Genomic DNA, 25,376 nt, shown 5'->3' on the forward strand with positions numbered 1-25,376 from the left:
GTTTAGCAATTTAGCACGTTCGATTAATACTTTTAGGGATGCGACAAAATGTATAAAAAACGCAGACTTGCCGTGATGATAGGCATGCTGGCCGGCAGTACCTCTGTTTTTGCCCAGACGGATATGACGAGTATCGAAGCGCGCCTTGCCGCGATGGAGCAGCGCCTTCAAGCTGCTGAAGCGCGTGCGCAGGTCGCCGAAAAACGCGCCAGCGAAGCCGAACAAAAAACGCAGCAGCTGGTCGCCGCCCAGCAGCAGACGCAAACCACAACCCAGGCGGTGGCGCAGCGTACCGCCGCGCTGGAGAAAAAAGCGGATCAGAGCAGCGGATTTGAGTTCCACGGCTACGCCCGCTCCGGCCTGCTGATGAACGACGCGGCCTCCAGCAGCAAAAGCGGCCCGTACCTGACGCCAGCCGGGGAAACCGGCGGTGCGGTAGGGCGTCTGGGTAACGAAGCCGACACCTACGTCGAGCTGAACCTGGAGCACAAGCAAACCCTGGATAACGGGGCGACCACGCGCTTCAAGGCGATGCTGGCCGACGGTCAGCGAACCTATAACGACTGGTCAGCCGATACCAGCGATCTCAATATTCGCCAGGCCTTTGCGGAGCTGGGTAACCTGCCTGATTTTACCGGCGCGCTGAAGGGCAGCACCTTTTGGGCGGGTAAACGCTTCGACCGCGACAACTTTGATATTCACTGGCTGGATTCCGACGTGGTGTTCCTGGCCGGTACCGGCGGCGGCGTCTACGACGTGAAGTGGAACGACTCGCTGCGCAGCAACTTCTCGATCTACGGCCGCAACTTCGGCAGCGTGGAGCAGACCGACAACAACGTTCAGAACTACATCCTCAGCATGAACCACTTTGCCGGGCCGCTGCAGGTAATGGTGAGCGGCCTGCGGGCGAAGGATAACGACGACCGTAAAGACGCTAACGGCGATCTCATCAAAACCGACGCGGCCAATAACGGCGTTCATGCCCTGGTGGGGCTGCACAACGAGAGCTTCTATGGCCTGCGGGAAGGGAGTGCCAAAACGGCGCTGCTGTACGGCCACGGCCTGGGTGCAGAAGTTAAGAGCATCGGTTCCGACGGGGCGCTGCTGTCTGATGCCGATACCTGGCGCTTCGCAAGTTACGGTGTCACGCCTGTCGGCGGTGGCTGGAGTATCGCGCCTGCCGTGCTGGCACAGAGCAGCAAAGATCGCTACGTCAAGGGCGACAGCTATGAGTGGGTGACGCTCAACACCCGCCTGATTAAAGAGGTGACCCAGAACTTCGCGCTGGCGTTTGAGGGAAGCTATCAGTACATGGATTTACATCCGGAAGGCTATAAGGACCGCAACGCCGTTAACGGCAGTTTCTACAAGCTGACCTTTGCGCCAACGTTAAAAGCGAGCAAAATCGGCGATTTCTTCAGCCGCCCGGAGCTGCGCCTGTTTGCCACCTGGATGGACTGGAGCAGCAAACTGGATAATTACGCCAGCGATGATGCCTTTGGCAGCAGCGGCTTCAACGCCGGCGGGGAATGGAACTTTGGGGTCCAGATGGAAACCTGGTTTTAACCCATCACGCTCCCGCACGGCGGGAGCGTTTCGCACATCATAAAAAGAAGTCAGGCAGAGGTATCTATGGATGTTAATCAAATCGCCCGCGAGCTTATTCCGCTGCTGGGCGGCAAGGAAAATATCGCCAGCGCTGCGCACTGCGCTACGCGTCTTCGTCTGGTGCTGGTCGACGACGCGCTTGCCGATCGGCAGGCGATTGGCAAGGTCGAGGGCGTGAAGGGCTGTTTTCATAACGCCGGGCAGATGCAGGTCATTTTCGGCACGGGCGTGGTGAATAAGGTCTACGCCGCGTTTATTCAGGCGGCGGGGATTAGCGAGTCCAGCAAGTCTGAAGCGGCGGATATCGCCGCGCGCAAGCTGAACCCGTTCCAGCGCATTGCGCGTCTGCTCTCAAATATCTTTGTCCCGATCATTCCCGCCATTGTGGCGTCCGGCCTGCTGATGGGCCTTCTCGGCATGGTGAAAACCTACGGCTGGGTCAATGCGGATAACGCCCTCTACATCATGCTGGACATGTGCAGCTCGGCGGCGTTTATCATTCTGCCAATCCTGATCGGCTTTACCGCGGCGCGGGAATTTGGCGGGAACCCGTATCTGGGCGCGACGCTGGGCGGTATTCTGACCCACCCGGCACTGACCAACGCCTGGGGCGTGGCCTCCGGCTTCCACACCATGAACTTCTTCGGCCTTGAGATCGCGATGATTGGCTACCAGGGCACGGTATTCCCGGTGCTGCTGGCCGTCTGGTTTATGAGCATCGTCGAGAAAAACCTGCGCCGCGCGATCCCGGACGCGCTGGATTTGATTTTGACGCCGTTCCTCACCGTCGTTATCTCTGGCTTCATCGCCTTGCTGATTATCGGCCCGGCAGGGCGCGCGCTGGGCGACGGCATCTCCTTTATTCTGAGCACGCTGATTGAACACGCGGGCTGGCTGGCCGGGCTGCTGTTCGGCGGGCTGTATTCAGTGATTGTGATCACCGGTATTCACCACAGCTTCCACGCGATTGAAGCCGGGCTGCTGGGTAACCCGTCCATTGGCGTAAACTTCCTGCTGCCGATCTGGGCCATGGCGAACGTGGCGCAGGGCGGCGCCTGTCTGGCGGTGTGGTTCAAAACCAAAGACGCCAAAATCAAAGCCATTACCTTACCGTCGGCGTTTTCTGCGATGCTGGGCATTACCGAAGCGGCCATTTTTGGTATCAACCTGCGCTTCGTGAAGCCGTTTATCGCGGCGCTGATCGGCGGCGCGGCGGGCGGAGCCTGGGTGGTGTCAGTGCATGTCTACATGACCGCCGTCGGGCTGACCGCTATTCCGGGCATGGCTATCGTTCAGGCCAGCTCGCTCCTTAACTATATTATCGGCATGGTGATTGCCTTCGGCGTGGCGTTTACCGTCTCGCTGCTGCTGAAATATAAAACGGACTCTGAATAATGACGCAACTTTCCCGCTGGCCTGCGATCCTGCAGGCCGTTATGAAAGGGCAGCCGCGGGCGCTGGCGGATAGCCATTACCCGCAGTGGCACCCCGCGCCGGTGACGGGGCTGATGAACGACCCGAACGGGTTTATCTGGTTTGCCGGACGCTACCACCTGTTTTATCAGTGGAACCCGCTGGCCTGCGAGCATCGCTTTAAATGCTGGGGGCACTGGAGCTCTGCGGACCTGGTGCACTGGCAGCATGAGCCGCTGGCGCTGATGCCCGACGAAGAGTATGACCGCAACGGCTGCTACTCCGGTAGCGCCGTGGACAACCACGGCGTTCTCACGCTGTGCTACACCGGCAACGTAAAGTTTGATGACGGCAGCCGCACCGCCTGGCAGTGCCTCGCCGTGGAGCAGCCGGACGGAACCTTTACGAAGCTGGGGCCGGTGCTGGCGCTGCCGGAAGGCTACACCGGCCACGTGCGTGACCCGAAGGTATGGCAGCACGACGGGGAGTGGTACATGGTGCTGGGTGCGCAGGATGTGCAAAAGCGCGGCAAAGTGCTGCTGTTTAAATCAGCCGATTTGCATGCCTGGACGTCCTGCGGGGAGATCGCTGGTCACGGCGTCAACGGCCTGACGGATGCGGGATATATGTGGGAGTGCCCGGACCTGTTCGCCCTCGACGGAACGCACGTCCTGATCTGCTGCCCGCAGGGGCTGGCGCGCGAGCCGCATCGCTACCTCAATACCTATCCGGCCACCTGGATGAGCGGGGCGTTTGACTATGCCAGCGCCGCATTCGATCACGGCGATCTGCACGAGCTGGACGCGGGCTTTGAATTTTACGCTCCGCAAACGACGCTGGCGGGGGACGGGCGACGTATTCTGATCGGCTGGATGGGCGTACCGGACGGGGAAGAGATGCTTCAGCCGACGCGGACGCACGGCTGGATGCACCAGATGACCTGCCCGCGTGAATTACGCTTCCGCGACGGCAGGCTCTGGCAGACTCCGGCGCGCGAGCTGGCGGCGCTGCGCGAAGAAGAGCAGCGCTGGCAGGGGCGCACCAGCGAGGCGCCGGAACTGGACGCGACGCGCCTTGAGTTTGAACTGGGCGCATCGCAGGTGAATGTCGATTTCGCAGGCGCGCTGCGCCTCACGGTCGATGAGCAGGGTTTACGCCTTGAACGCGCGAGCCTGAAAACCGGTGAAACATTGACCCGCTTCTGGCTGGGTGACGTCCGTCATTTGCGCGTTCTGTGCGATGGCTCCAGCGTTGAAATTTTCATCAATCACGGTGAAGGGGTGATGAGCAGCCGCTATTTTCCTGACCATCCAGCCCGGGTGCGATTCGAAGGTGCGTCCGACATCACATTACGCTACTGGTCGCTGCGCGCCTGCATGATAGAATGAGGGTTTTGGCAGCCGGATCTAAGTCGTTGTGAGAAAAACAAAACGCGTCACCATAAAAGACATCGCGGAGCTGGCGGGTGTGTCAAAAGCCACCGCCAGCCTCGTCCTGAACGGGCGCAGCAAAGAGCTTCGCGTGGCGGAAGAGACGCGCGAGCGCGTGCTGGCGATTGCAAAAGAGCACCACTATCAGCCCAGCATTCACGCTCGCTCGCTGCGCGATAACCGCAGCCACACCATTGGTCTTGTCGTTCCTGAGATCACCAACTACGGTTTCGCCGTCTTTTCTCACGAGCTGGAGACGCTGTGCCGCGAGGCCGGCGTTCAGCTGCTTATCTCCTGCAGCGATGAAAATCCGGGGCAGGAGACGGTGGTGGTGAACAATATGGTAGCGCGTCAGGTGGACGGGCTGATTGTGGCCTCCAGCATGCTGAACGATGCGGACTACCTGAAGCTCAGCGAGCAGCTGCCCGTGGTGCTTTTTGACCGGCACATGTACGACAGCGCGCTGCCGCTGGTGATCACCGACTCCATTTCCCCGACAGCGGCGCTGGTAGCGGACATTGCGCGCCAGCATCCGAATGAATTCTACTTCCTCGGCGGCCAGCCGCGCCTGTCTCCGACGCGCGACCGTCTGGACGGTTTTAAGCAAGGTCTGCGAGAGGCCGGCGTGGAGCTTCGCCCCGAGTGGATCATTCACGGCAACTATCACCCGAGCTCCGGATACGAGATGTTTGCCGAACTCTGCGCCCGCCTGGGGCGTCCGCCAAAAGCGCTTTTCACCGCCGCCTGCGGGCTGCTGGAAGGGGTGCTGCGCTATATGGGCCAGCATAACCTGTTGCAAAGCGATATCAGATTAGCCAGCTTTGACGATCACTATCTCTACGATTCACTGACGATCCCGGTGGATACCATTCGTCAGGACAACCGCCAACTGGCGTGGCACTGCTTTGATCTGATTGGCAAATTGATCGAAGGGGAGACGCCGCAGCCATTGCAGCGCAAGCTGGATGCCACCCTGCAGCGGCGCTATAAGTCAGCGGTATAGCCCCAGGCGATATATCAATAACTTTAATTAATTTAAGTTTTGGAAGCGCCGATAACCATAAGGAATAATTCTCCTTGAGGTATTGGTTTATGTCGTTGAAAAAGTCGTCCCTGATTGTCCTGTTCTCGCTGCTTTTATTCTTTATCGTCAGCACCGTGACGAGCGTTGGCCTCATCATTAAAAGTAATAACTCGCTGGATAACGTAAACAAAGAGATCCAGGTGGTGCTGTCGATTATTGACCCCATCAACCACAGCCGTACGCTACGCGTGCGGGTGATGGAGTACGTGAAGATGGTGGAAGCGGGCAACGCGGCGGACGAGTCTGCAAAGCTTGCCGCAGTGAAAGAGGCGCTGACCAAAGCGGACAATGCCTTTGCGGCGTTTATGGCTTCGCCGCGTCTGACGGATGAAGCACCGATGGTGAGTGCCTATCAGGACGCCTGGCAAAACTACCGCAACCAGGGGCTGGCGCCGCTGATCGATGCCGCTGCGGCGCACGATGTCGCCAAATTTGACGCGCTGATCCCGGAAGTTTCCCGTCTCGATCGTCAGTACGAAATCATTCTCGACCAGGTGCTTTCGGTCCACCAGAAATACGCCAAAAGCCTGAACGAGGATGCGAGCAGCAATTTCGTCTCCGGCCTGGTGATGATTGCCGTTATTGCCTGCCTGTTTGTGGTGGTGATCGTTGCAGTCAGCATCTTCATGAAGCGCTTTGTCTTTGCCCCGGTCAACCTGGCGCGCGAGCACTGCAGCCAGATTGCAGCTGGCAAGCTGGATGTTCCGGTGCCGGTGAAGGGGAGTTCAAGCAACGAAATCGACCACCTGATGGGTTCGATGGAGCAGATGCGTCAGGCACTGCTGGCGACCATCGCCCAGGTGCGCGATGCGAGCCATACCGTGACGCACGCGGCGCAGGAGATTGCCGCCGGGAATATCGATCTGGCTTCGCGTACCGAGCAGCAGGCTTCCGCGTTGACCCAGACGGCGGCGAGCATGGAGGAGCTGAGCGCGACGGTGGCGAACAATACCGATAATGTCTATCAGGCCGGAAAACTGGTGCAGGACGCGGTGAACAATGCCCACACCGGGGAAGCGGTGACCCGCGAAGTCATCGACACGATGAACACCATCGCGGCGAACTCGAAGCGCATCGAAGACATTACCAGCGTGATCAACAGCATCGCCTTCCAGACCAACATTCTGGCACTTAACGCGGCGGTTGAAGCGGCGCGCGCCGGTACGCAGGGCCGCGGTTTTGCAGTGGTGGCCAGCGAAGTGCGCACTCTCGCGCAGAAAAGCGCGGTGGCGGCTAAAGATATCGAAAGCCTGATCGCGCAGTCGGTCTCCAGCGTCAAAAACGGTGCGGAGCTGGTCAGCCGCTCGGGCGAGGTGATTGATTCGATTATTTCGTCGGTGAATAAGGTGAATACGCTGATGGAGCAGATCTCCGTCGCCTCCGAAGAGCAGAGCCGCGGGATCGGCCAGGTCGGGCAGGCGGTAACCGAGATGGATGGCGTGACCCAGCAGAACGCCGCGCTGGTGCAGCAGTCCGCGGCGGCAGCGGCGTCGCTGGAGGAGCAGGCGCAGCAGCTTTCGCGGAGTATTGCGAGTTTTAGGTTGCCGGTGCAGGCGTAAGTCTTTGACACGTGCCGGGTGGCGCTGACGCTTACCCGGCCTACGAAACCTGTAGGCCCGTGCAAGCGTCAGCGCGCCGCCGGGCAATAACCGCGAATGTGCGGCCAGAGTAATTATTTCATTCACCTCAGCAATATTTCCCTCCCTCATCCGTCTACCTCATCACAAGCCATAATCAGTTACTGCAAACGAGGTAAACACCATGAGAGATTTTGAAATGCACGGCAGAGGTCACGGGCGCGGATTCGGGCGCCACCGTATGGGCAAGGGCTTAGTCATCGGCGCGGTGATTTTCATCGTGCTCGGTCTGCTGGTGATGTCCCTGTGGAACGCCTTGCTCCCGGCGATCCTCGGCGTGAAGGCCATTGGTTTCTGGCAGGCGCTGGGGATTCTGGTGCTGAGCCGCATTCTGTTTGGCGGGTTAGGTTTCCGCCCGGGGATGTTTGGCGCGCACCGGCGGATGCACGAGCGCTGGATGAACATGACGCCCGAGCAGCGCGAGGCGTTTATTCAGCAGCGTCGCGAAGGCTTTGGTCGTCACGGTCGCGGTCACTGCGGCTGGCACGGTCATCGTGACGATAAGCGCGATGACGCCGCGCCCAAAACGCCGGAAGCAGAGTGAGCGAAATGAAAGCCGGGGAGGCGGGCGGATCCATGCTGATGTCGGCGCTCAACGCCTGCCGCGCCCGGCTGAAAGCCTTCATTCGCGGACGGACGTCCGTTCGCGATGATGCCGACGACATTTTGCAGGAAGTCACGTATCAGCTGATGAAAGTGGAGCAACCGGTCGAAAACGTCGCCGCCTGGCTGTTCCGCGCGGCGCGTAACGAGATGACAGACCGGGCGCGCAAAAAGCGCGAGGTGTCGCTCTCCGGCTATTTTACGGGCGAAGATGACGAGGGTTTTCCGGAAGACGAGCTGGCCGAAACCCTGTTCGGCGTACCGCAAACGCCGGAGGAGGAGTATCTCAAAACGCTGCTGTGGGAAGAGCTGGGGCAGGCGCTGTCTGAACTCCCGCCACCGCAGCGGGAGGTGTTTGAAAAGACCGAACTCCACGGCTACAGCATTAAAATGCTGGCAGAGGAGACGGGGGCCAGCGAGCAGGCGCTTCTATCCCGCAAGCACAAGGCGGTGCTGTTTCTGCGCACGAGGCTGCGGGATATCTACGACGCGCTGACGGGGGAATAGCGGCGACAGACAAAACCTTACACTTCCGGCACTTGTAGATTCATCACTATCGTTTATGATCGGGGCGTCTTGTTACTCTGGAATATTATGCGCAACCGTCAGCTCCTCGGAAAATGGCTTTTGATCATCACCTGTCTCGCGATGGCGATTTGCCTCGTGCAGCGTGCGGTGATGCTCAACCATTTTTTACAGGGACTGGATCCGCAGATTTCACTGAGTGCAGATGCCCCAACCCAAAGTAGCACCGAGCAGTCCGGGCCATCGCCCTGCCAGCTGGGCGCCCAGTCGCTTCTTTGTGCCCAGCCGCTGTTCTTCGACGGCGCGCTGCCGGCTATCATTATCTTCTTCGCGCTGTTACAGCTGCTGACGCAAGGGCGGGCATTCGCTCCCGCGGAACAGCCGGTTCAGGCACCGCCTCCCCGAATACACCTTAAAAACTGCGTTTTCCGTGAATGAAAATCATCGTCACCACACGATAATTTTTCACTGTTCACGGAGTAATACATGGTTAATCTCTTCAGGGGATTCGTCCTCCTGTGGCTGTCCTGCATCGGCATTGCCCATGCGGCAGACACCGGCTGGCTGGTCTCCCCACAAAACGATCACGCCCGCATCCGCTTTCAGGCGGAGAGGGAACAAACGCACATTAAGGGCCTGCTTACCGTTGAGCTAAAGCCCGGCTGGAAAACCTACTGGCGATCGCCGGGCGAGGGTGGCGTCGCGCCAAAAATCAGCTGGCCGGAAGGCGTAACGGACAGCTGGTCCTGGCCGGTTCCTTCGCGCTTCGATATCTCCGGCATGACCACGCAGGGGTATCACGATAAGGTCACGATTCCGATCGTTCTCGACGGGGTGAAGAGCGACGCGCTCAATGGAACGCTCACGCTCTCCACCTGCAGCAACGTCTGCCTGCTGACGGACTACCCGCTGCATCTCGATTTTACCCAGCCGGTGGATGAGGGCTTCCGTAGCGAGTTCGAACAAGCGATGCGCGCCGTGCCCGGTACGTCAGGCGTATCCGCAGATCTTTCCGCATGGCTATCCGGCGACAAGCTGGTGATTACCGGTACGACGGACGGGAAGTGGAACAATCCGGGGATCTACTTTGACCCGCTGGAGGGTGACATTCTGCCCGGCGAGCCGGCCATTAAGCACGACGGCAACACGCTTCGGGTGACGGTACCCGTGACCGACGAATGGGGCGATAAACCCGCCTCGCTGGAAGGCAAGAGGCTGTCGTTTGTGCTGACCAATGGCGGTAACGCGCAGCAAACCACCATGACCGTTGGGGCAACTCCCGCAGAGCCTTCCGCGCCTGAAGGAACGGGTAAAATGGTGCTTTTTGCCCTGCTTGGCGGGCTGATCCTGAACCTGATGCCCTGCGTGCTGCCGGTGATGGGCATGAAGCTTAACAGCATCCTGCAGGCGGGATCGGACAGGCGCGCCATCAGGCTGCGCTTCCTGGCCACCAGCGCCGGGATCCTCACCTCCTTTGCGCTGCTGGCCGCGATGGTGACCGCGCTTAAGCTGACCGGGGCGTCGCTGGGGTGGGGCATTCAGTTCCAGAACCCGTGGTTTATCGGCCTGATGGTCGCCGTGACCTTCCTTTTTGCGCTAAACCTGTTTGGGGCGTTTGAGATGCTGCTCCCTTCTGCCGCCGCCGGGCGGCTGGCAACGGCAGGGGGCACAGGGCTTGGTGGCAGTTTCTGCGAAGGGATGTTCGCCACGCTGCTTGCCACGCCGTGCTCCGCGCCGTTCCTCGGCACGGCGGTTGCCTTTGCCCTTGGCGCGCCGCTGCACGCCCTGTGGCTTATCTTCCTGATGCTGGGCGTGGGCATGAGCCTGCCGTGGCTGTTTGTGGCCCTGGTGCCGAAAACGGCCATGCTGCTGCCAAAACCCGGCCGCTGGATGAACACGCTCAAAACGATCCTGGGCCTGATGATGCTGGCCTCCAGCCTCTGGCTGGTCACCCTGCTGAGCTTGCATCTCGGCGAGGCGGTCAGCCAGATCGTGATGCTGGTGCTGATCGTTATCGCGCTGGCGTTGTTCGCGAAGAAGGGGCAAACCTCCTCGCCGTTGTTCTGGGTCGTGGTCATCGCGCTGTCGGTGTTCGGCGGGTATCAGCTGCGCGGGTTGCTCAACTCACCGTCTGACGCCACCACGCAAAGCGTTGCACAGACCATCCCGTGGCAGCCGCTCAGCGAGGAGGCCATTGAGCAGGCTCTGGCGCAGGGGAAACGGGTGTTTGTGGATATCTCGGCGGACTGGTGCGTGACCTGCAAAGTTAACGAGCACCGGGTACTGCGTCAGCCGGACGTTATTGCCGCGCTGAGTCAGCCGGACGTGGTGGCCCTGCGCGGAGACTGGAGCCAGCCCTCCGCGCTTATCGCGGAGTTTCTCGCGAAGCGAAACCGCTACGCCATTCCCTTTAATGAGGTCTATGGACCCGGCACGCCTGATGGCGAAATCCTCTCGCCGCTGCTGGACAAGCGCACCCTGGTCACCACCCTGAACAACGCAAAAGGCTAACTGTGTCATGAAAAAATTCTTTATTACGCTTATGCTCCTGCTGGCCTCGGCTCAGGTCATGGCAGCCCAGCCGCTGACTCCGGACCAGGAACAGCGCGCGCAGAAGATGATCGCTGATTTCCTGTTTAACGATCCGGATTCCCCGCGTATTGGCGCGAAAAATCCAAAGCTCACCCTGGTGGTGTTTACCGACTATAACTGCCCGTACTGTAAGAAATTCGATCCTTACCTGGAGAAGATCGTCGAAAAACACCCTGATGTGGCGGTGGTCTTTAAGTTTTTACCTTTCCGCTCGGAAAGTTCGCTGACCGCCGCGCGCGACGCGTTAACCGTCTGGCGCGCGGATCCCGAGCAGTTTATGAAATTTAACCATACCCTGATGGCCAAAAAGGGATACCACGATGACGCCAGCATTCAGGAGGCGCAAAAGCGCGCGGGGGTGAGCGTCAGCGCGCCGGATGATGAGAGCATGGTGTCGATCAAACGCAGCCTGATCGTCGCGGAAAAAATGGGAATTCAGGGCACGCCCGCCACGCTTATCGGCGAAGGGCTGCTGCCCGGCTGGGTTCCTTTTGAACAGTTCGACGAAATGGTCAGTGACGCACTGAAAAACCGCTAACCTGAAGGGGGCGGAATGCCCCCGACAAACCGGAGAGGGAAATGAAAAAATTACTGTTACTTTCGGCGCTGGCGACCTCAGGGCTGGCCCAGGCCGCTGATGCCATACCGGATGTGGTGAAGCAGTTCAGCGAGCAGCAGCAGATCAAAATCATTAAGAAACTGGATGCCCCCGGCGGCGCACCGGCCTGGCTGGGGCAATATCAGGACATGGGCGTGACGCTGTTTTTAACGCCGGACGGCAAGCACGTCATTTCGGGCTATCTGTACGATGACAAAGGAAAAAACCTCAGCGAAGGCTATTTCCAGAAAGAGATCTACGCTCCGATGGGACGCGAGATGTGGAAGAACCTCAACGCGGCGCATCCCCTGAAGGAAGGGGCAGATAACGCCCCGCGTAAGGTCTTTGTCTTCGCCGATCCGTTCTGCCCGTACTGCAAGCAGTTCTGGGCCGAAGCGCAGCCGTGGGTGAAGGCGGGCAAGGTTCAGCTCAACACGCTGCTGGTGGCGTTTCTTAACCCCAACAGCGGGCGCAACGCCTCTGCGATCCTGAATGCGAAAGATCCGGTTTCGGCCTGGCGCGAATACGAGCTTTCCGGTGGGAAAAAATTGCCAAAACCTGAAGGGGACGCTTCCCGCGAAACGGTAGCGATCCTGCAAAAACATCAGGCGCTGATGGACAGCCTGGGCGCAAACGCCACGCCGGCCATTTACTATCTGAATGCGGAAAACGAGTTGCAGCAGGTGGTCGGTATGCCGGACGCGCAGCAGCTTGAGGCAATGTTCGGGCCGAAGCCGTAATAAATCAGGCAGAAACGGGGCGTTTCTGCCTGATAGTCACTTAGCTACCCCAGCGTCCTTTGAGGTAGTTCACCGCCTGCTGGGTCTGCGGCTGGTTCAGGTAATCTTCCCGAAACAGGATGGTGCCGTTCACGTTGGGCAGCGAATCGTTAAGGTCGAGCTGTTTTTTTAGCTCCGGCACGCCGCCCTGAACCGTCCAGTCCGGCTCATTCTTCGACGGTTCGCCCACCTTGTAGAACGCAATGCCGATGTACAGGCGGGTGTGGGTCGGCTTGACGACGTCGGCCCACCATTTGGTCAGCACGTCGTAGCGCGCGGCGTCCCGGGAGAAGGGCCAGTATATCTGCGGGGCAATGTAGTCCAGCAGGCCCTGCTGCACCCACTGACGCGTATCGGCGTAGGATTCATCGTAGGCCGCGGCGCCGCGCGTGTCCGAACCCGCCGGGTCAAAGGAGCGGTTCCGCCACACGCCCGCCGGGCTGACGCCAAAATCCACGTTGGGCCTGGTCTGCTTGATCGCACGGGACACCTGCACGATCAACTGCTGCGTATTGTGTCTGCGCCAGTCGGCTTTTGAGGCAAATCCCTGGCCGTACTGCCGCCAGGTTTGCGCGTCGTTGAGCGCGGATCCCGGCGATTCAGCGTAAAAGTAATCATCAAACTGCACGCCGTCTACCGGGTAGTTCGCCACCACTTCGGTCACCACTTTGGTTATCCAGTCACGCACTTCGGGAATGCCCGGGTCGAGAACAAAACGATCGCCGGAGACGCGTACCCATTCCGGGTGCTGAACATAGACGCTGGACGGGGTCAGATATGAAGTCCGGTTCAGGGCGGCGATGGTTGATGGCTTCGTGTTGGTCGACACGCGGTATGGGTTAAACCAGGCATGGACCTTCATGCCGCGCTTGTGCGCTTCATCCAGCATAAATTGCAGCGGGTCGTAACCCGGATATTCGCCGATGTTGCCCGTCAGCATATCTGACCACGGTAGAATTTTTGATGACCAGAGCGCGGTGCTGTCCGGCTTCACCTGGAAAAATACCGTATTGATGCCGAGGCGCTTAAGGTTGTCGAGCTTGCCGATCAGCGCCTGCTTTTGCATGGTGATGCGCTGGTCGGCGCTGTGGCCATTCACCGAGGCCACCGGCGGCCAGTCGAGACGAGAGACGGTCGCCAGCCAGACCCCGCGCATCGGCTCGTTTGCCTGCTGCGTTGGTTTGCTGGCGGTGGGAAGAGGGGTAACCAGTGATTTAGGTGGTTTTGAGGAGCAGCTTACAAGTAAAAGCGCGCAGGCAGCCAGCGCACCGATCCGTTTTACGTGTCGCGTCATTTGCGTATTAGCTCTTGATAATCCGACTGTTAGCCCAGGGATTAAAGGCGGGCGCCGCCTGTTCTGCGCTTTCCTCATCGTTGAGGGAGTCCAGATACAGGGCTTCAACTTCCGCGCGCGCCCACGGGGTGCGGCGCAGGAATTTCAGGCTCGATTTAACGCTGGGATCTTTTCTGAAACAGTTAATTTTGATGCGGTCGCCCAATTCGCTCCAGCCATACTTCGCCACCAGGGCGTTGACCATCATCTCCAGCGTTACGCCATGTAAAGGATCTTTGGAAATGTGTGCAGTCATAGGCGTCCGGATGTCTCGATTTTTTGGGGATTGGGGTAAACGCTGAAAGGGTACAAGAAAGCAGGGGAAGCGGCAATTTTCCTTTTCCCCTCGCTCACTTTATGACGGACTCCGTGCGCTGATTTTCACCGACAATTTTTCCCGCGCTGTTTTCAATCGTAAACCGAATCGACACGTCGTCCTGGCTCACGGGCGTAGCCGTCAGCGTTTTGACCATCGTTCCCGAGTCTGCTGCGATCGTCATCGTCGTCGTGCCTTTAGCCAGCACCTTGTCGCGCTGCGTGATACGCCAGGTCAGGCGGCATTCGCTGCACGGTTTCCAGGTGTCGTTGATGGCCCACAGACGCACGGTCGCCGCCGCGCCGGATTGCCACTGCGCGGTGACCGGTTCGATGGACGGCAAAACAGGCTGGTATGCGCGCTGGAGCGCGTAAAACCCGGCTTTAGGTTTACGAAGGTAGTCCACTACGCCCCAGTTGATGGAGGGCCAGGTTTCCACAAACATAAAGTGGAACAGGGCCGTCACCGGCTGGTATCGCTGTCGGCGATAGCTTTCGGCCGCCGTGGCCACCAGCTGAGACTGGTACGCCTGGGTATTGCGAATCATCGCCTGAATATTCTTCCCGCGCGAAATACCGGCGAACTTAAAGGTCTGGAAGGGCTGAAAATTATGGTATTTCCAGACGGTCCAGCCGGGATCGTCGGCGGCGGTCGTTTTTGGCCAGAGCGACGCCGCCGGGATGATGGTTTTTAGCGTTGACAGGCGGGGAAGCGCCTGCGCGCCGAACTCGGTGATGATCCCCGTTTTGGCTGGTGCCAGCAGGTCGCGTACGGTGCCAAAGTACCAGCCCGCCCAGTAATGCTCCTCAACGGCGGAGAAGCGGTGCACGATGCGGGAGGTATCTTCGGCAAGCGTATCCGCTACACGCTTCGTGAGCTCGCGATTCAGATCTTTATTCCAGTCCGGGAAGCGTTTTTCCATCCACGGCGAATTCCACGGCGGTTCGTTATGCCCGCCCCAGACGATGATGGCGGGCGAATTGCCAAACTGTTCGATCATCTCCCGCGTCTGTCGAACCGCATTTTCCGTGAAAGCCGCACTGTTGTTGTAGCCCCACTGCAGCGGAACATCCTGCCAGATCATCATGCCCATCTCATCGGCCACGTCATACAACGCACGTCCGGCAACGTGTCCGTGCACGCGTATGGCGTTGGCGTTCATGGCTTCCACCAGACGAAGGTCGCGTCGGTATTTTTTCCGCGTCATGGTACCGAGCCAGGGGGAACCGATGTAATTGCTGCCCTTAATAAAAAGGCGCCTGTCGTTTATGAGCCAGCCCTTATTGTCGGGCTGCTCGACGATTTTGCGCAGCCCGGTGCGGGTTACCGCCGTGTCCATTAAGCCGTTTGCATCCCGCAACGCCACGCGAACGTTATACAGGTGGGGTTTTCCGGTACCGACGGGCCACCACAGCTTTGCCTTCGGCATGGGCAGCGTCACCTGCACGGAATGGGCACCGCTTTCGAGAGTAACCGGAAAGTCAGCCTGATAGGGCCTGCCGCTGAAGTTGGCGGGCGTGGCGGTGAGCCGCACGGTCGCCGGGCCCTGACCGAGCGCGCGGTAGCGAATCTCCGCTTTTAGCGTCGGGCGAGTCAGCCCCTGCGACCAGTCGGGCCGCAGGATGGTCTCATCAAGGGTAGCGCCCCGGCTAAGGTGCAGCCGGACCGGTGCCCAGATGCCGCCCGAGTTAGCGTCCTGTCCTTCCGGCGACCAGGCGCCACCGGGACGCGTATCATGCTGATTCAGAACCCCCTTCATGACCGTTTTATGCAAAGGCCAGATCTTGTGCGGATCTTCGTAGGGGCTGTCTACCCTGACGATGAGCCGATTGTGACGTTGTAACGCCGGGCTGGCGTCCAGCGAAAAGCGCTGAAAGTAGCCCTCATGCTTGCCCAGCGGCTGGTCGTTCAGGGTCACCTCTGCCAGGTAATCGACGCCGTCAAACACCAAGGTACTCATCACGTCGGGGGGCTGCACGGGCAGGGTAAACGCGTGCCTGTACCACAGCGCGCCCTGATGATCGTACCCGGCGCTGTACCAGTTGGCAGGAACCTGAAGCGGGTGCCAGCCTGATGCGGCAGGATGTGCGCTGTCATTGGCATCCTGAACCTGCCATTCTCCGGCCAGAGACCAGCTGACCGGCGCAGAGTTCGCCACCGCGTGGGTGGTCAACAGGGCAACGAGCAGCGTGCAGTTGCGAGCGTTCATTTGTTTACCCCGCGCGCGTTGAGCCACGCCATCAGGCGCAGCGATTCCTGGCGAAGATTTTCTTTCAGGGCCGCAAGCTGGCGCCCATCCAGCGTATGCGCGTCGCTTTCCAGCACCTGCAGCTGCTGTGCGAGCGTGCTGAAGTCCAGGGTGACGGCTTCTCCGCGCAGCTTGTGGGCCGCGCGTCGCAGCGCCTCGCGGTCGTTGCTGTCGATCGCCTGGGTAATGGTTTTGATTGCTTCATTTAGCCCTTCGCCAAACAGGGCCAGCAGCTCCTGTACCAGGGTGGGATCGTCAGCGCACTGCTTCAGCAGGCGTGCTTCATCCGGAAAACCGGAGGCGTCTTCGTGGTGCTGGAGCACGCGGGCAATCTCTTCAGCGAGACGCTCCTGGCTGATGGGTTTGGCAATGTAGCCGTCGAACCCCATATTCAGGCAGCGCTCTTTATCCCCCTGCATGGCGTGTGCGGTCATGGCGACGGTGGGTTGAGGCGGTCCGGGCCGGGACTGCTCTTCTTCACGAAGCAGGCGAATGGCGGTCTCACCGTCCATCTCTGGCATCTGAAGGTCGATCAGTAAAACGTCCCACGTATCCGCGCGCCAGCGTTCCAGCAGCGCGACGCCATTGTCGACGATCTGACAGCTATGGCCGAGCCGCTCGAGCAGGCGCGCGGCGACCTTCTGGTTGACCAGATTATCTTCAGCCAGCAGGATCCGCAGTCCCGTGGCTGCAGGCGAGGCGACAGGCGTGGGCGTGCTTTCACCCACGGGTGCTGGCGAACGTTCAAACGCGGCGGCAATCGCCTGATGTAATTCATCCTGGGCGATAGGCTTATGCAGATAGTTCTTGATTCCGATCCGCTTCAGCATATTGATATCAAAATGTCGGCTCATGGAGCTCAGCATGATGATATGACTTTCAGCAACCTGCGGCAGAACCGAAAGCTCAAGGGCCAGAGACACGCCGTCCATATCCGGCATCTGCGCGTCCAGCAGGATCAGGGGCCACGCCGTTCCCGTTCTAACCCGGTCAATGGCCTCGCTGGCGTTGTTAACGCAGGTGGGTTTCAGTCCCATCTGGCTGAGCATCGCTGCCATCAGTCGCAGGTTGGTCGCGTTATCATCAACCACCAGTACGGATTCACCGTTAAAGCGCTGGCTATGTGGGCGCTCTCCGGGCGCAAGGGGCTGCGCCGCCAGCGGCAGCGAGAACGAAAATTCGCTTCCTTTTCCCGGCTCGCTGGAGACCGTTAATTCGCCCCCCATGGCCGCAACCAGTCTTGCCGAGATGGTTAGCCCGAGCCCCGTACCGCCATAGCGGCGGGTGGTTGAGTTATCCGCCTGGCTGAAGGCTTCAAAAATGGCCTTCTGCTTATCTGCCGGTATGCCAATGCCGCTGTCGCGCACGCGAAAACGCCATCGATTCGCGCTATCGCCGGGCTCAACCACCAGGATCACTTCTCCCTGATGGGTAAATTTCAGCGCGTTGCCCAGCAGATTGGTCAGGATTTGGCGCAGCCGCGCGCCGTCAACCAGCAGCACGTCGGGAACGTCGGGCGCAATATCAACCAGCAGCTCGATGCCTTTTTCGCTCGCCCCCGGCATGTGCGGGCGAATGAGCGACTGAATAAAGGGGCGGACAGGTACGGGTTCCGACTCCAGCTCCACTTTGCCGGCTTCAATTCGGGAAAAGTCGAGAATATCGTTGATGATATGCAGCAGAGACTGGGCAGAGCTCATCACCAGGGTCAGATAGTCGCGCTGATCGGCGCTCAGAGACGTATCCAGGCACAGCTGGGTCATGCCAATAATGCCGTTCATAGGGGTACGAATTTCATGGCTCATATTCGCCAGGAACGCGCTTTTTGCCTCATTGGCTTTTTGTGCCTCAATGGCCGAGGCGAACGCCTGAATTTCAGCCTCTTTGCGCCGCGTAATATCCTGCAGCGTGCCAATAACGCGCTCTGCGTTTCCCTCAATGGAGAGCGTAACCACCTGGCCGGACAGCAGCATCCAGCGCAGTCCTTCGGTAGGGTGATGCACGCGAATTTCACATTCAAAGACCGGACGATGATCCTGCTTCGAAGCGTGCAGCGCCTTGCGTAGCGCTGCGCGATCGTCCTCGTGGACCTGATTGAGGAGAAAACGCACCGGATATCGCCACTGTGTGCGCGACTGGCCCAGCATGGCAAGCAGGGTATCGTTGACCTGCAGCGTGTCGCCGGAAACCTGCCAGTCCCAGATCCCGATATGAATGGATTCCGCCGTCAGCAGAAAGTCGTCATGCAGCTGGTGGCGCGCGCGCTGCGCTTCATCCAGCTCCGTAACATCGCTGTGCAGGCTGACAATACCACCGTCCGCAAGCCGCTGATGCTGGACGAAGATCCGCCGCTGGCCCGCCTGGCGCACCTCGCAGTGTTTATCCTGCCGACAGTTGCGCACGATCGACTCGCGCAGCGTCTGGCGCAGGCCGGGATCGACGTTGTAAACGGCGTCGATAAAGCGTTCCGCCAGCGCTTCAAGAGTGGTTCCCACCGTCAGCCACGGGGTTATGACCGGATAAAACAGGGCAACGTTGTGATTCCAGGCCTGCAGGCATTCATTACGGTCATAAATCATGACGGCGGCCGGCAGCGCGTTAAGATCGTACGTGAATGAACTCATCGTGATTCCCCCTACGCGCGGTAGTGCAGTTCTGCCTGTCGGCGAAGGTATTCCAGCCCGGGCGCGATCGCCATGGCCCAGGCGGTGAGGATCTCATCGTCGCACTGCGGATCGCGCAGGCTCACCGCGTTCAACATCGCTTCGCGCCAAAGGGCAAAAAACCGCGGGGGAAGGTGGAGGCCGTCGTCGCTTTGCTCCCGCGCCAGGCGCTCGAGAAAATCAGGGACGATCAGGGCGCCGTCGACCGCAAGCATGGCGAAGAAGCTTTTAAACAGGGTCTGCTGGCCCTCCCGATCCGGCAGACGAGAAAAATGTGCCTCGGTTTCGGGTGACATATGGACGAAGGCGTCATAGAACGTCTGAAAAAACGCGGTTTTTTCATTATTCGGAAAGACGCGGTTCAGACTGGATTCAAACAGATCGCGATAGAACTTCACGGCGTCCTCCTTAGGGTGCTTTCGCCCGGCAGACAGTGTCCGATGGGCGTGTATTGCTCCGCCAGACGGCGTGAGAAGTAGCTCTCTTTCTTCGACCGACGCACGTCAAAAAGAGGCCCGGCGTTGTGTTTAAAGAAGAGGGCTTCCAGCACCGTGGCGTTGGTCGAGAGGGTTAAGGCAGCGTTGGTATCGCCCGTGGCTTCCTGACGGCCTTCATACCAGCCTTTCTGCGGATCGTTAAGGTGTTTGGTGACCGTCATCAGCACGTCGGTGTACGGGGTGTCCCACAGGGCCCACAGGGCAAAAACCGCTTTGGTCGATACCTGTGCGAAACGGGTGTAGTCCCGGCCATCGTCTCCGACAGAGTTCCAGGCATAGCCATTTCCCCAGACGGTATCCTGGATATGCCAGGGCGCCTGAGAGAGCGTGAAATCTGCCCTGGCCGTCAGGATTTTATCGGTCTCCCAGCGGGTCTTCTGGCTCAGCCAGACGTTTTCGGCCTGCTTGCGCAGACGCTGTTGCAGATCGGACGCAACGCCTTCTGGCTCCCAGCCAAACTCCAGGCCCGGCAGCATATAGGGAAGGGTGGTAATCAGAGAGGGCTGCCACGTGGTGCGCGGATCGCGGGCATCGACGGCCAGACGCCGCTGGGCGATGATGACGTGGTGCGCCGGGGGCGTAAACGCTTTATCCGGGGAAAATCCCCACAGCTGAAACGCCGTCGCGGCATATTCACTTTCGCCCAGCCGCAGTTCCTCCCGCACGACCGGCTGACCGTTTTGCAGGGAAGAGGACCATAGCTCGCCTTCGCTATCGATGACCGGGCAGAAATTCCAGCGCAGGATAATTTTATCCAGGTATTCGCTGTACTGCGGCTCCCGCTCTGCGGTAAGGCGCAGGGCGAGCATCAGACGCGCCATGTCGCGCGCGGACCAGCCGTTTTTGCTGGGCTTGCCGCTAAAGTCGACTGGCGTCGCCGTCTGGCTGGAATAGAGTCGACCCGGCGTTCGGGCATCGGTCAGCATCAGGCGGTTAAGGGTGCCCATGAGACGGGTTAAGCGAGCGTCATACTCCGCGTCCTCAATCAGCCCCAGCTCTTTTGCCGCCAGCAGGGCGATAAGCGTATCGCCCATTTGCCAGAGCGTGACGCGGGGCTGTTTGTCGCTCCCGTTGACCAGGCCCGTTTGCGGCTGGGTATTATTGACGAAATAGCGCCAGGCGATCGTCGCCCACGTCTGCTCTTCCGGCGTCAGGGCGGCGATACGCGCGCTGGAGTGCCAGCCGCCGTGGATTAGCCAGCGCCAGCCTGCTCCCTGATGGCCAAACAGGGCAAAGATGACCCCGCCTGCAAGGAGTAATCCCGCGAGCCCTCTGGCTAAGGTTTTAAGCATTGCGCAGTCACCGGAGGCAGTTTAACGGGCTCGTCCACGCTGCATGACGCGCACTGACAGGCCTGACAGGCGGGTTTGGTTCGCTGCGTGACGCCGGTCCGGTCGCACCAGCTTTTTATGGCCGGTGTGCTGCTAAGGAACGGACGGCTGCGCAGCGCGTTGTTCTCTTCAAACTGATCGAGCAGCTTGCGATCCCACAGCGAGGGGGCAAAATCCTTGCTCTTTGGGTTGTCGGTGTTGAAGGCCAGCAGTTTTCCCTCTTTCTTGAACAGCAGGGCTTCCAGCATGATGCCGTTATTGTTCGCGGTGAACTCTTTGATCGGGCCGTCACCGTTTTCATACAGCCCTTCGTAGTAGCCTTTTCCCTCTTCGTTGGCATTCTCAATGGTATTCAGCAGGCGGTCGGTATAGGGGGAGTTCCACAGCACCCACATGCCCAGCGCCGCCTTCAGCGATATCGCGGCAGCGTTGGGGACGAACTGGCCTTTATCGGTAATGGTGTTCCAGTTGTATCCGTCGCTGAAGACGGTGTCATAGACGAAGTAAGGGGCCTTATCGAGCTGGTGCTCGGAGCGCGCGGTGAGGACGCCGGTAATGGTATAGCGGTTCTCCTGTGCCTGATAAACGCGGTCAGCAAAGTTTTTCATCCACGTCAGGGAGTAGTCGCGCGGGGCGTTATCCCGGTCGGTCGGTTTATCAAAGCCGAACTCCAGCCCGTAGAGCAGGTAGGATTCCGTCACCACGTAGTTATGCTGCGACGTGTTGCGCGGGTCGCGCGTATCGTACGGGACCAGCACGCAGTAGATTTCGGCCAGCTCGTAAGGCTGCGGACGGCTGGCTTTACAGGTATTAAACCCCCAAAGCTGGAACCCGGCCGCGCCGTACTCTTCATAGCCCAGCCGACCTTCCTGAACGTACTTCGGCTGGCCGTTCTCGAGATAGGCCCCGTACAGCGTGCCGCAGGGGTCGATCGCGTGGCTGAAATCCCAGCCGAGCACCACGTTATCAATGCTGTTGCCGTATTCCGGATAGCGCTCTTTGACGATTTTCAGCCAAACCAGCATTCGCCCGATATCCAGCGCCGAGAAGCCAATTTCGCCGGGCTTGTTGGTGTAGTCCACCTTCTGGGCGCTGATGGTGTTATAGGCCTTGTTGGGCAGCTCGTTGCGGAACAGTACCAGGGTGTTTAACGTGGCGAGAAATTTCAGCATCCGGCGGTCAAATTCCGCTTTATCAATGATCCCGAGCTCGCGCGCCGCCGTCAGGGCGGCCAGATAGGAGGCGCTGTCCCACATGGTGGTGGAGGGAAATTTGTTGACCGCATTCACCAGGCCCGTCGTGGGCTGATAGTTGGTGACGAAATACTGCCAGGCGTTTTTCGCGATGGTCATCTCTCGGACCGTCAGCTCGCCGCTGCGCGGGGAGTAACCTGATGCAGGAAGCTCGGTGTCCGCACGCACGGTCGATAACGCCAGCCAGCAGATCGTTATTCCCGTGAGCAGGTGGAAAAGGATCGGGGATCGTGGCTTCATGGCGTTGCTCCTGCTGAGGGGGAAGTGTAGAGGCAGGCCAGACAGAGCATCTGACCATGCGCGATGTAAGACAGACTTTCCAGCACAATGGCATTGGTATCGGCGTCCACGACGGCATTAACGCTGTTGTTGAGATTTAATCCGCGCTGCCAGCCTTTACCCGGTACCTGAAGCGGCAGAACCTGCTGGCGCAGCGCTTCGCTCCAGCTGTTGCGGAACAGGGCATACCAGGCAAACGCGGTGCGGGTGGAGGTAATTGCCACTTTCTCCGGCACCTCGTCACGCAGATTGCGCGCCTGTACCGGCTGCCTGTTCGGCAGATCGTTGACGTAATCCGGCGCCGGTTCGGCGTAATCCGTGCTGACAGGCTGTTTTGGGCTGCGCAGGCTATGACGCCGCTGCTGGATCTGCATAATCCGCCACGCAATCTCAGCGCTCTGCGCGTCAAAGCCCAGTTCAAGGCCGGTTAACAGGTAGGGGAGACTGATCAGGGAGGTTTGCTTGCCCCAGGGCGTGCGTAGCCCTTCATCCGGCACCATCACGCCGTCCAGATCGATCATCTTTTGCCCTTCAGGCGGGTTGGTTACCGCGAGGCCTGCCGCGCTGTCAATCAGGCGCAGCGTATGGCTGGCATAGAGACGGTAGCCAAAGCTGTCCCGCTGTTCGTCATCGGTCAGCGTCCAGTTATGGAGCGGCACGGCCGCCTGGCTTTGGACGTTATGTTCAATCAGAGCGCCGGTGTTCCAGAGGCTGAAGAGCTCGTGGATAGCCGCCGCGTGCTGAGGATAGCGCCACAGGAGGGTCTGAAGCGCCGTCAGCAGGCGGCTCAGCCCAATTGCCGAGGCGTCGGGTTTGCCGAGGATTTTCAGGGTGTCGGCATGGTAATACGCGGCTGGGAGGCCTCGCTCGTTGAGCGGCAGCTGCCCCAGTGCGAACAGGGCCGTACCGATCCTCTCGTCGAACTCATCGGCGGAAATAATGTTGAGCTGCTCTGCGGCAGCGGTCGCAAACAGGTAGCTTCCCACGCTCCAGAGGCTCAGCCAGGGTTCACCGTCGCTGGCATTCGGCAGGCCGTTTGGCTGGGTATTATTCACGTAGTATTGCCAGGCGACCCGCGCCCAGATGGCTTCGTCATAGGTCAGGGCGCGTTTCGCAGGCAGCGGCGGGAAGTCTTTGCTGAGCGCGATGCCGCCGCTGCTTTCAACGCGCGTGGGCATCTGTTTCTCCACCCAGACCACAATGGCAAAGCCGAGCAGGAACCCGAGCAAAATGGTGAGGTAGCTGCGCGCGGGCAGCAGGGCATCACATATCCTCATTGGGTGACCTCATCCTCTTCGGCGGGCGTCCACATGGCCGCGAAAATCAGCGGCAGCATGGCGGCGATGTTCACTCCTCCCCAGAAAATATTGATGACGTAGCCGGAGGGGTCGTCCACCTGTCCACGCGCCACCTGAATACCGCCCCAGATAAGCCCTGCGAGGGTCAGCACCACAATGGCAATCTGCGGCTTCACCAGGTAGAGAAAACGGCCCCTCTGCCGCTCTTTTGGCGTGACGTGAAATTTGATCTGCTCGCCCCGCAGCACGGTATTGAGCGCGCGCAGGTTCATGGAAAAGAAGGAGAGGTAAGAGGCCCTGCCGTCCCAGGCCGAGATCCCCCATGTCCCGAACATAAACGCCAGTTCAGAGAAGATAAAAAAGGGGAGAAAGTGGAGATAGAACGGCGTCGACCATGCGGATACCGGCGGAATGCCGGTGAACAGATAGATAATGGGCGAAATCAAAAATACCGTGTTCCACACGCAGGCCATGTAAGACCAGAAGGTGGTGGCATACATCAGCGTCTGAGGGAGGGAAAGCCGGAAGCGGCGACGGCTGAAGATATTGTCATGGAACAAAATATCCAGCGAGCCGGCGGCGTATTTAAAGCGCTGGATCATCCAGGTCAGCATATCCTGCGGAGAGAGCATCTTCGACTCCACCCGCGGATGCATGACCGAGCGCCAGCGTCGCGCGGCGTCACCGTGCAGCAGCACCGAGGTGTAAATATCTTCGGAGACGTGAAATTTGTAGGGGGTGAGCTCGGTGTCAAACGCCACGTGCGGGCGCATCGCCTCCTGCAGCGCTTCGCGGGTTTCTTCATTGCGGATGTCGCGGGTATGGCGATGGATCTCCTCTTCGACGGACCAGACGTAGCTTCTCAGCGCGGCCTGCATGACCGCCTCGCGCCGGTGGATGGAGGCCGCGCCGCAGCAGAAAGCCGCGTTCGCCCAGTTGCGCCGCCGAAGGATCACGTCATAGAACATGCGCGGATCGTTAAAAAACGGGTCGCGGCCTACGGTCACCGGGCCAACGCACTTTTGAATCAGCCAGCCCAGACCGTAGCCCACTTTTCCGGCTTTTCGCTGGCCCCAGCGTGAAAGATTTTCTCCTTCCGGAAGGTCGAAGAACCACTGCGGCGTCTGCACCCAGGCCACGTCCGGATCGCGAAAATAGCCCAGCGTATGGCTGAGAAGGGTGGGAAATACGCGGGTATCGGCGTCGCAGATAACAATGAAATCACCGTCGGTTTGTTCAAGACCGTTGCGCAGGTTGCCGGCCTTAAAGCCGATGTTGGTCTGGCGGCTGATATAGTTAACGCCTTCCTCGTCGCAGACGGCTTTCATCTCCGGGCGGCGGCCGTCATCAAGCACGTGGATCCGGTAGTCAATCGGGTACGGGTAGGCCATCTTCAGGGCGTCGCGAATGGACAGCCTGACCAGCTCGGTGTCTTCCGAGTAGGTGGCAATGAACAAATCCACTTTAACAGGACGAGATTCTACGGCCTCTTCCGGAAACAGGCATTCGTTAATTTCGCCGGGGGGCGGACACTGGGGGGGATCCTGTTCTTTCCATAAGTTGATGGTAAACAGCACGGTCCCTATCCACGCCAGCGTTTCGGCGAGGACCAGCGGTATGGCATACCATAGTGCGTCAGTATTCAGGGAGGCGGTCCAGCGCCAGTAAATATAATTTGCACCCAGAATAAGTGCCGCGACCGCTAATACCTGCCAGGTCATCATGACCCAACGCGGTGTTGTTAACGGTTCCGGAGGACGACGATGTTCAAAACGGGAAAAATAAAAATCCATAGTTCCGGCGTTCCTGATTCCGTGAAAATGCAGACCCATTCTGCTGCGCAGACAGTTGCCCAAAAGCGAAAGAAAATAGCGAGTAAACAAGATTTA

Annotated in this window: 20 protein-coding genes; 11 read left to right on the top strand and 9 right to left on the bottom strand. The window is 59.3% G+C overall.

The genetic code is table 11. The annotated features are described in order from the left end of the window. Positions 1–48: 48 nt before the first annotated feature. From A6013_RS09255 to dsbG, 11 genes are all read left to right on the top strand, one after another. The gene (locus A6013_RS09255) at positions 49–1,566 is read left to right on the top strand and encodes a carbohydrate porin (protein WP_063437974.1); all 1,518 of its coding nucleotides are present in this window, start codon (positions 49–51) and stop codon (positions 1,564–1,566) included. A 66-nt stretch (positions 1,567–1,632) separates the two neighbouring features. Then, the gene (locus tag A6013_RS09260; protein ID WP_028013216.1) at positions 1,633–3,003 is read left to right on the top strand and encodes a sucrose-specific PTS transporter subunit IIBC; all 1,371 of its coding nucleotides are present in this window, start codon (positions 1,633–1,635) and stop codon (positions 3,001–3,003) included. Then, positions 3,003–4,409 carry a sucrose-6-phosphate hydrolase gene (locus tag A6013_RS09265; protein ID WP_069732927.1) on the top strand — a complete coding sequence of 469 codons (1,407 nt, stop codon included), beginning with the start codon at positions 3,003–3,005 and terminating at the stop codon, positions 4,407–4,409. Before A6013_RS09260 ends, A6013_RS09265 begins: the two co-directional genes overlap by 1 nt. Before the next feature lie 28 nt (positions 4,410–4,437). Beyond that, complete coding sequence (locus tag A6013_RS09270; protein ID WP_069732928.1) at positions 4,438–5,454, top strand: LacI family DNA-binding transcriptional regulator; 1,017 nt, start codon at positions 4,438–4,440, stop codon at positions 5,452–5,454. 89 nt (positions 5,455–5,543) lie between these two features. Further along, the gene (locus A6013_RS09275; RefSeq protein WP_069732929.1) at positions 5,544–7,094 is read left to right on the top strand and encodes a methyl-accepting chemotaxis protein; all 1,551 of its coding nucleotides are present in this window, start codon (positions 5,544–5,546) and stop codon (positions 7,092–7,094) included. 202 nt (positions 7,095–7,296) lie between these two features. Further along, positions 7,297–7,716, top strand: a complete 420-nt coding sequence (locus A6013_RS09280) for a hypothetical protein (protein ID WP_028013212.1) — start codon at positions 7,297–7,299, stop codon at positions 7,714–7,716. Between the two features lie 5 nt (positions 7,717–7,721). Then, positions 7,722–8,282 carry an RNA polymerase sigma factor gene (locus A6013_RS09285; RefSeq protein ID WP_083264082.1) on the top strand — a complete coding sequence of 187 codons (561 nt, stop codon included), beginning with the start codon at positions 7,722–7,724 and terminating at the stop codon, positions 8,280–8,282. Between the two features lie 87 nt (positions 8,283–8,369). After that, on the top strand, positions 8,370–8,738 hold the full coding sequence (locus tag A6013_RS09290) for a hypothetical protein (RefSeq protein WP_028013210.1): 369 nt from the start codon (positions 8,370–8,372) through the stop codon (positions 8,736–8,738). A 48-nt stretch (positions 8,739–8,786) separates the two neighbouring features. Beyond that, positions 8,787–10,811 carry a protein-disulfide reductase DsbD gene (locus A6013_RS09295; RefSeq protein ID WP_069732931.1) on the top strand — a complete coding sequence of 675 codons (2,025 nt, stop codon included), beginning with the start codon at positions 8,787–8,789 and terminating at the stop codon, positions 10,809–10,811. Positions 10,812–10,818: 7 nt separating this feature from the next. After that, positions 10,819–11,430, top strand: coding sequence for a DsbA family protein (locus A6013_RS09300; RefSeq protein ID WP_069732932.1), 612 nt, complete (start codon positions 10,819–10,821; stop codon positions 11,428–11,430). 41 nt (positions 11,431–11,471) lie between these two features. Then, positions 11,472–12,230: a thiol:disulfide interchange protein DsbG gene (dsbG, locus tag A6013_RS09305; RefSeq protein WP_059357572.1), complete on the top strand. Its 759-nt coding sequence runs from the start codon at positions 11,472–11,474 to the stop codon at positions 12,228–12,230. Between the two features lie 40 nt (positions 12,231–12,270). On the opposite strand, the gene A6013_RS09310 is transcribed toward dsbG, so the two are convergent. The 9 genes from A6013_RS09310 to A6013_RS09350 all read right to left on the bottom strand — a co-directional run bounded on the left by A6013_RS09310 (position 12,271) and on the right by A6013_RS09350 (position 25,280). Beyond that, the gene (locus tag A6013_RS09310; RefSeq protein WP_069732933.1) at positions 12,271–13,563 is read right to left on the bottom strand and encodes a glycoside hydrolase family 10 protein; all 1,293 of its coding nucleotides are present in this window, start codon (positions 13,561–13,563) and stop codon (positions 12,271–12,273) included. Between the two features lie 7 nt (positions 13,564–13,570). Then, positions 13,571–13,858 (bottom strand): VF530 family DNA-binding protein, encoded by a 288-nt coding sequence (locus A6013_RS09315; RefSeq protein WP_041909918.1) that lies wholly within the window; start codon positions 13,856–13,858, stop codon positions 13,571–13,573. A gap of 94 nt (positions 13,859–13,952) precedes the next feature. Beyond that, positions 13,953–16,127, bottom strand: coding sequence for a glycoside hydrolase family 2 TIM barrel-domain containing protein (locus tag A6013_RS09320; RefSeq protein ID WP_069732934.1), 2,175 nt, complete (start codon positions 16,125–16,127; stop codon positions 13,953–13,955). After that, positions 16,124–18,790, bottom strand: a complete 2,667-nt coding sequence (locus tag A6013_RS09325; protein WP_069732935.1) for a response regulator — start codon at positions 18,788–18,790, stop codon at positions 16,124–16,126. Before A6013_RS09325 ends, A6013_RS09320 begins: the two co-directional genes overlap by 4 nt. 11 nt (positions 18,791–18,801) lie before the next feature. Beyond that, entirely contained in the window at positions 18,802–19,227 is a 426-nt protein-coding gene (locus tag A6013_RS09330; RefSeq protein ID WP_028013202.1) for a hypothetical protein, read from the bottom strand. Next, positions 19,224–20,618, bottom strand: a complete 1,395-nt coding sequence (locus A6013_RS09335; protein ID WP_069732936.1) for a DUF3131 domain-containing protein — start codon at positions 20,616–20,618, stop codon at positions 19,224–19,226. The genes A6013_RS09330 and A6013_RS09335 overlap by 4 nt, the downstream gene beginning before the upstream one ends. Continuing rightward, a complete protein-coding gene (locus tag A6013_RS09340; RefSeq protein WP_028013200.1) occupies positions 20,603–22,150 on the bottom strand; it encodes a DUF3131 domain-containing protein in 1,548 nt (515 codons plus the stop codon). Before A6013_RS09340 ends, A6013_RS09335 begins: the two co-directional genes overlap by 16 nt. After that, on the bottom strand, positions 22,147–23,466 hold the full coding sequence (locus A6013_RS09345; RefSeq protein WP_069732937.1) for a DUF3131 domain-containing protein: 1,320 nt from the start codon (positions 23,464–23,466) through the stop codon (positions 22,147–22,149). Before A6013_RS09345 ends, A6013_RS09340 begins: the two co-directional genes overlap by 4 nt. Beyond that, entirely contained in the window at positions 23,463–25,280 is a 1,818-nt protein-coding gene (locus A6013_RS09350; RefSeq protein WP_069732938.1) for a glycosyltransferase, read from the bottom strand. Before A6013_RS09350 ends, A6013_RS09345 begins: the two co-directional genes overlap by 4 nt. Positions 25,281–25,376 lie beyond the last annotated feature (96 nt).

It is taken from the genome of Enterobacter sp. IF2SW-B1, assembly GCF_001743375.1.
In the GTDB taxonomy this organism is placed as follows: domain Bacteria; phylum Pseudomonadota; class Gammaproteobacteria; order Enterobacterales; family Enterobacteriaceae; genus Enterobacter; species Enterobacter bugandensis.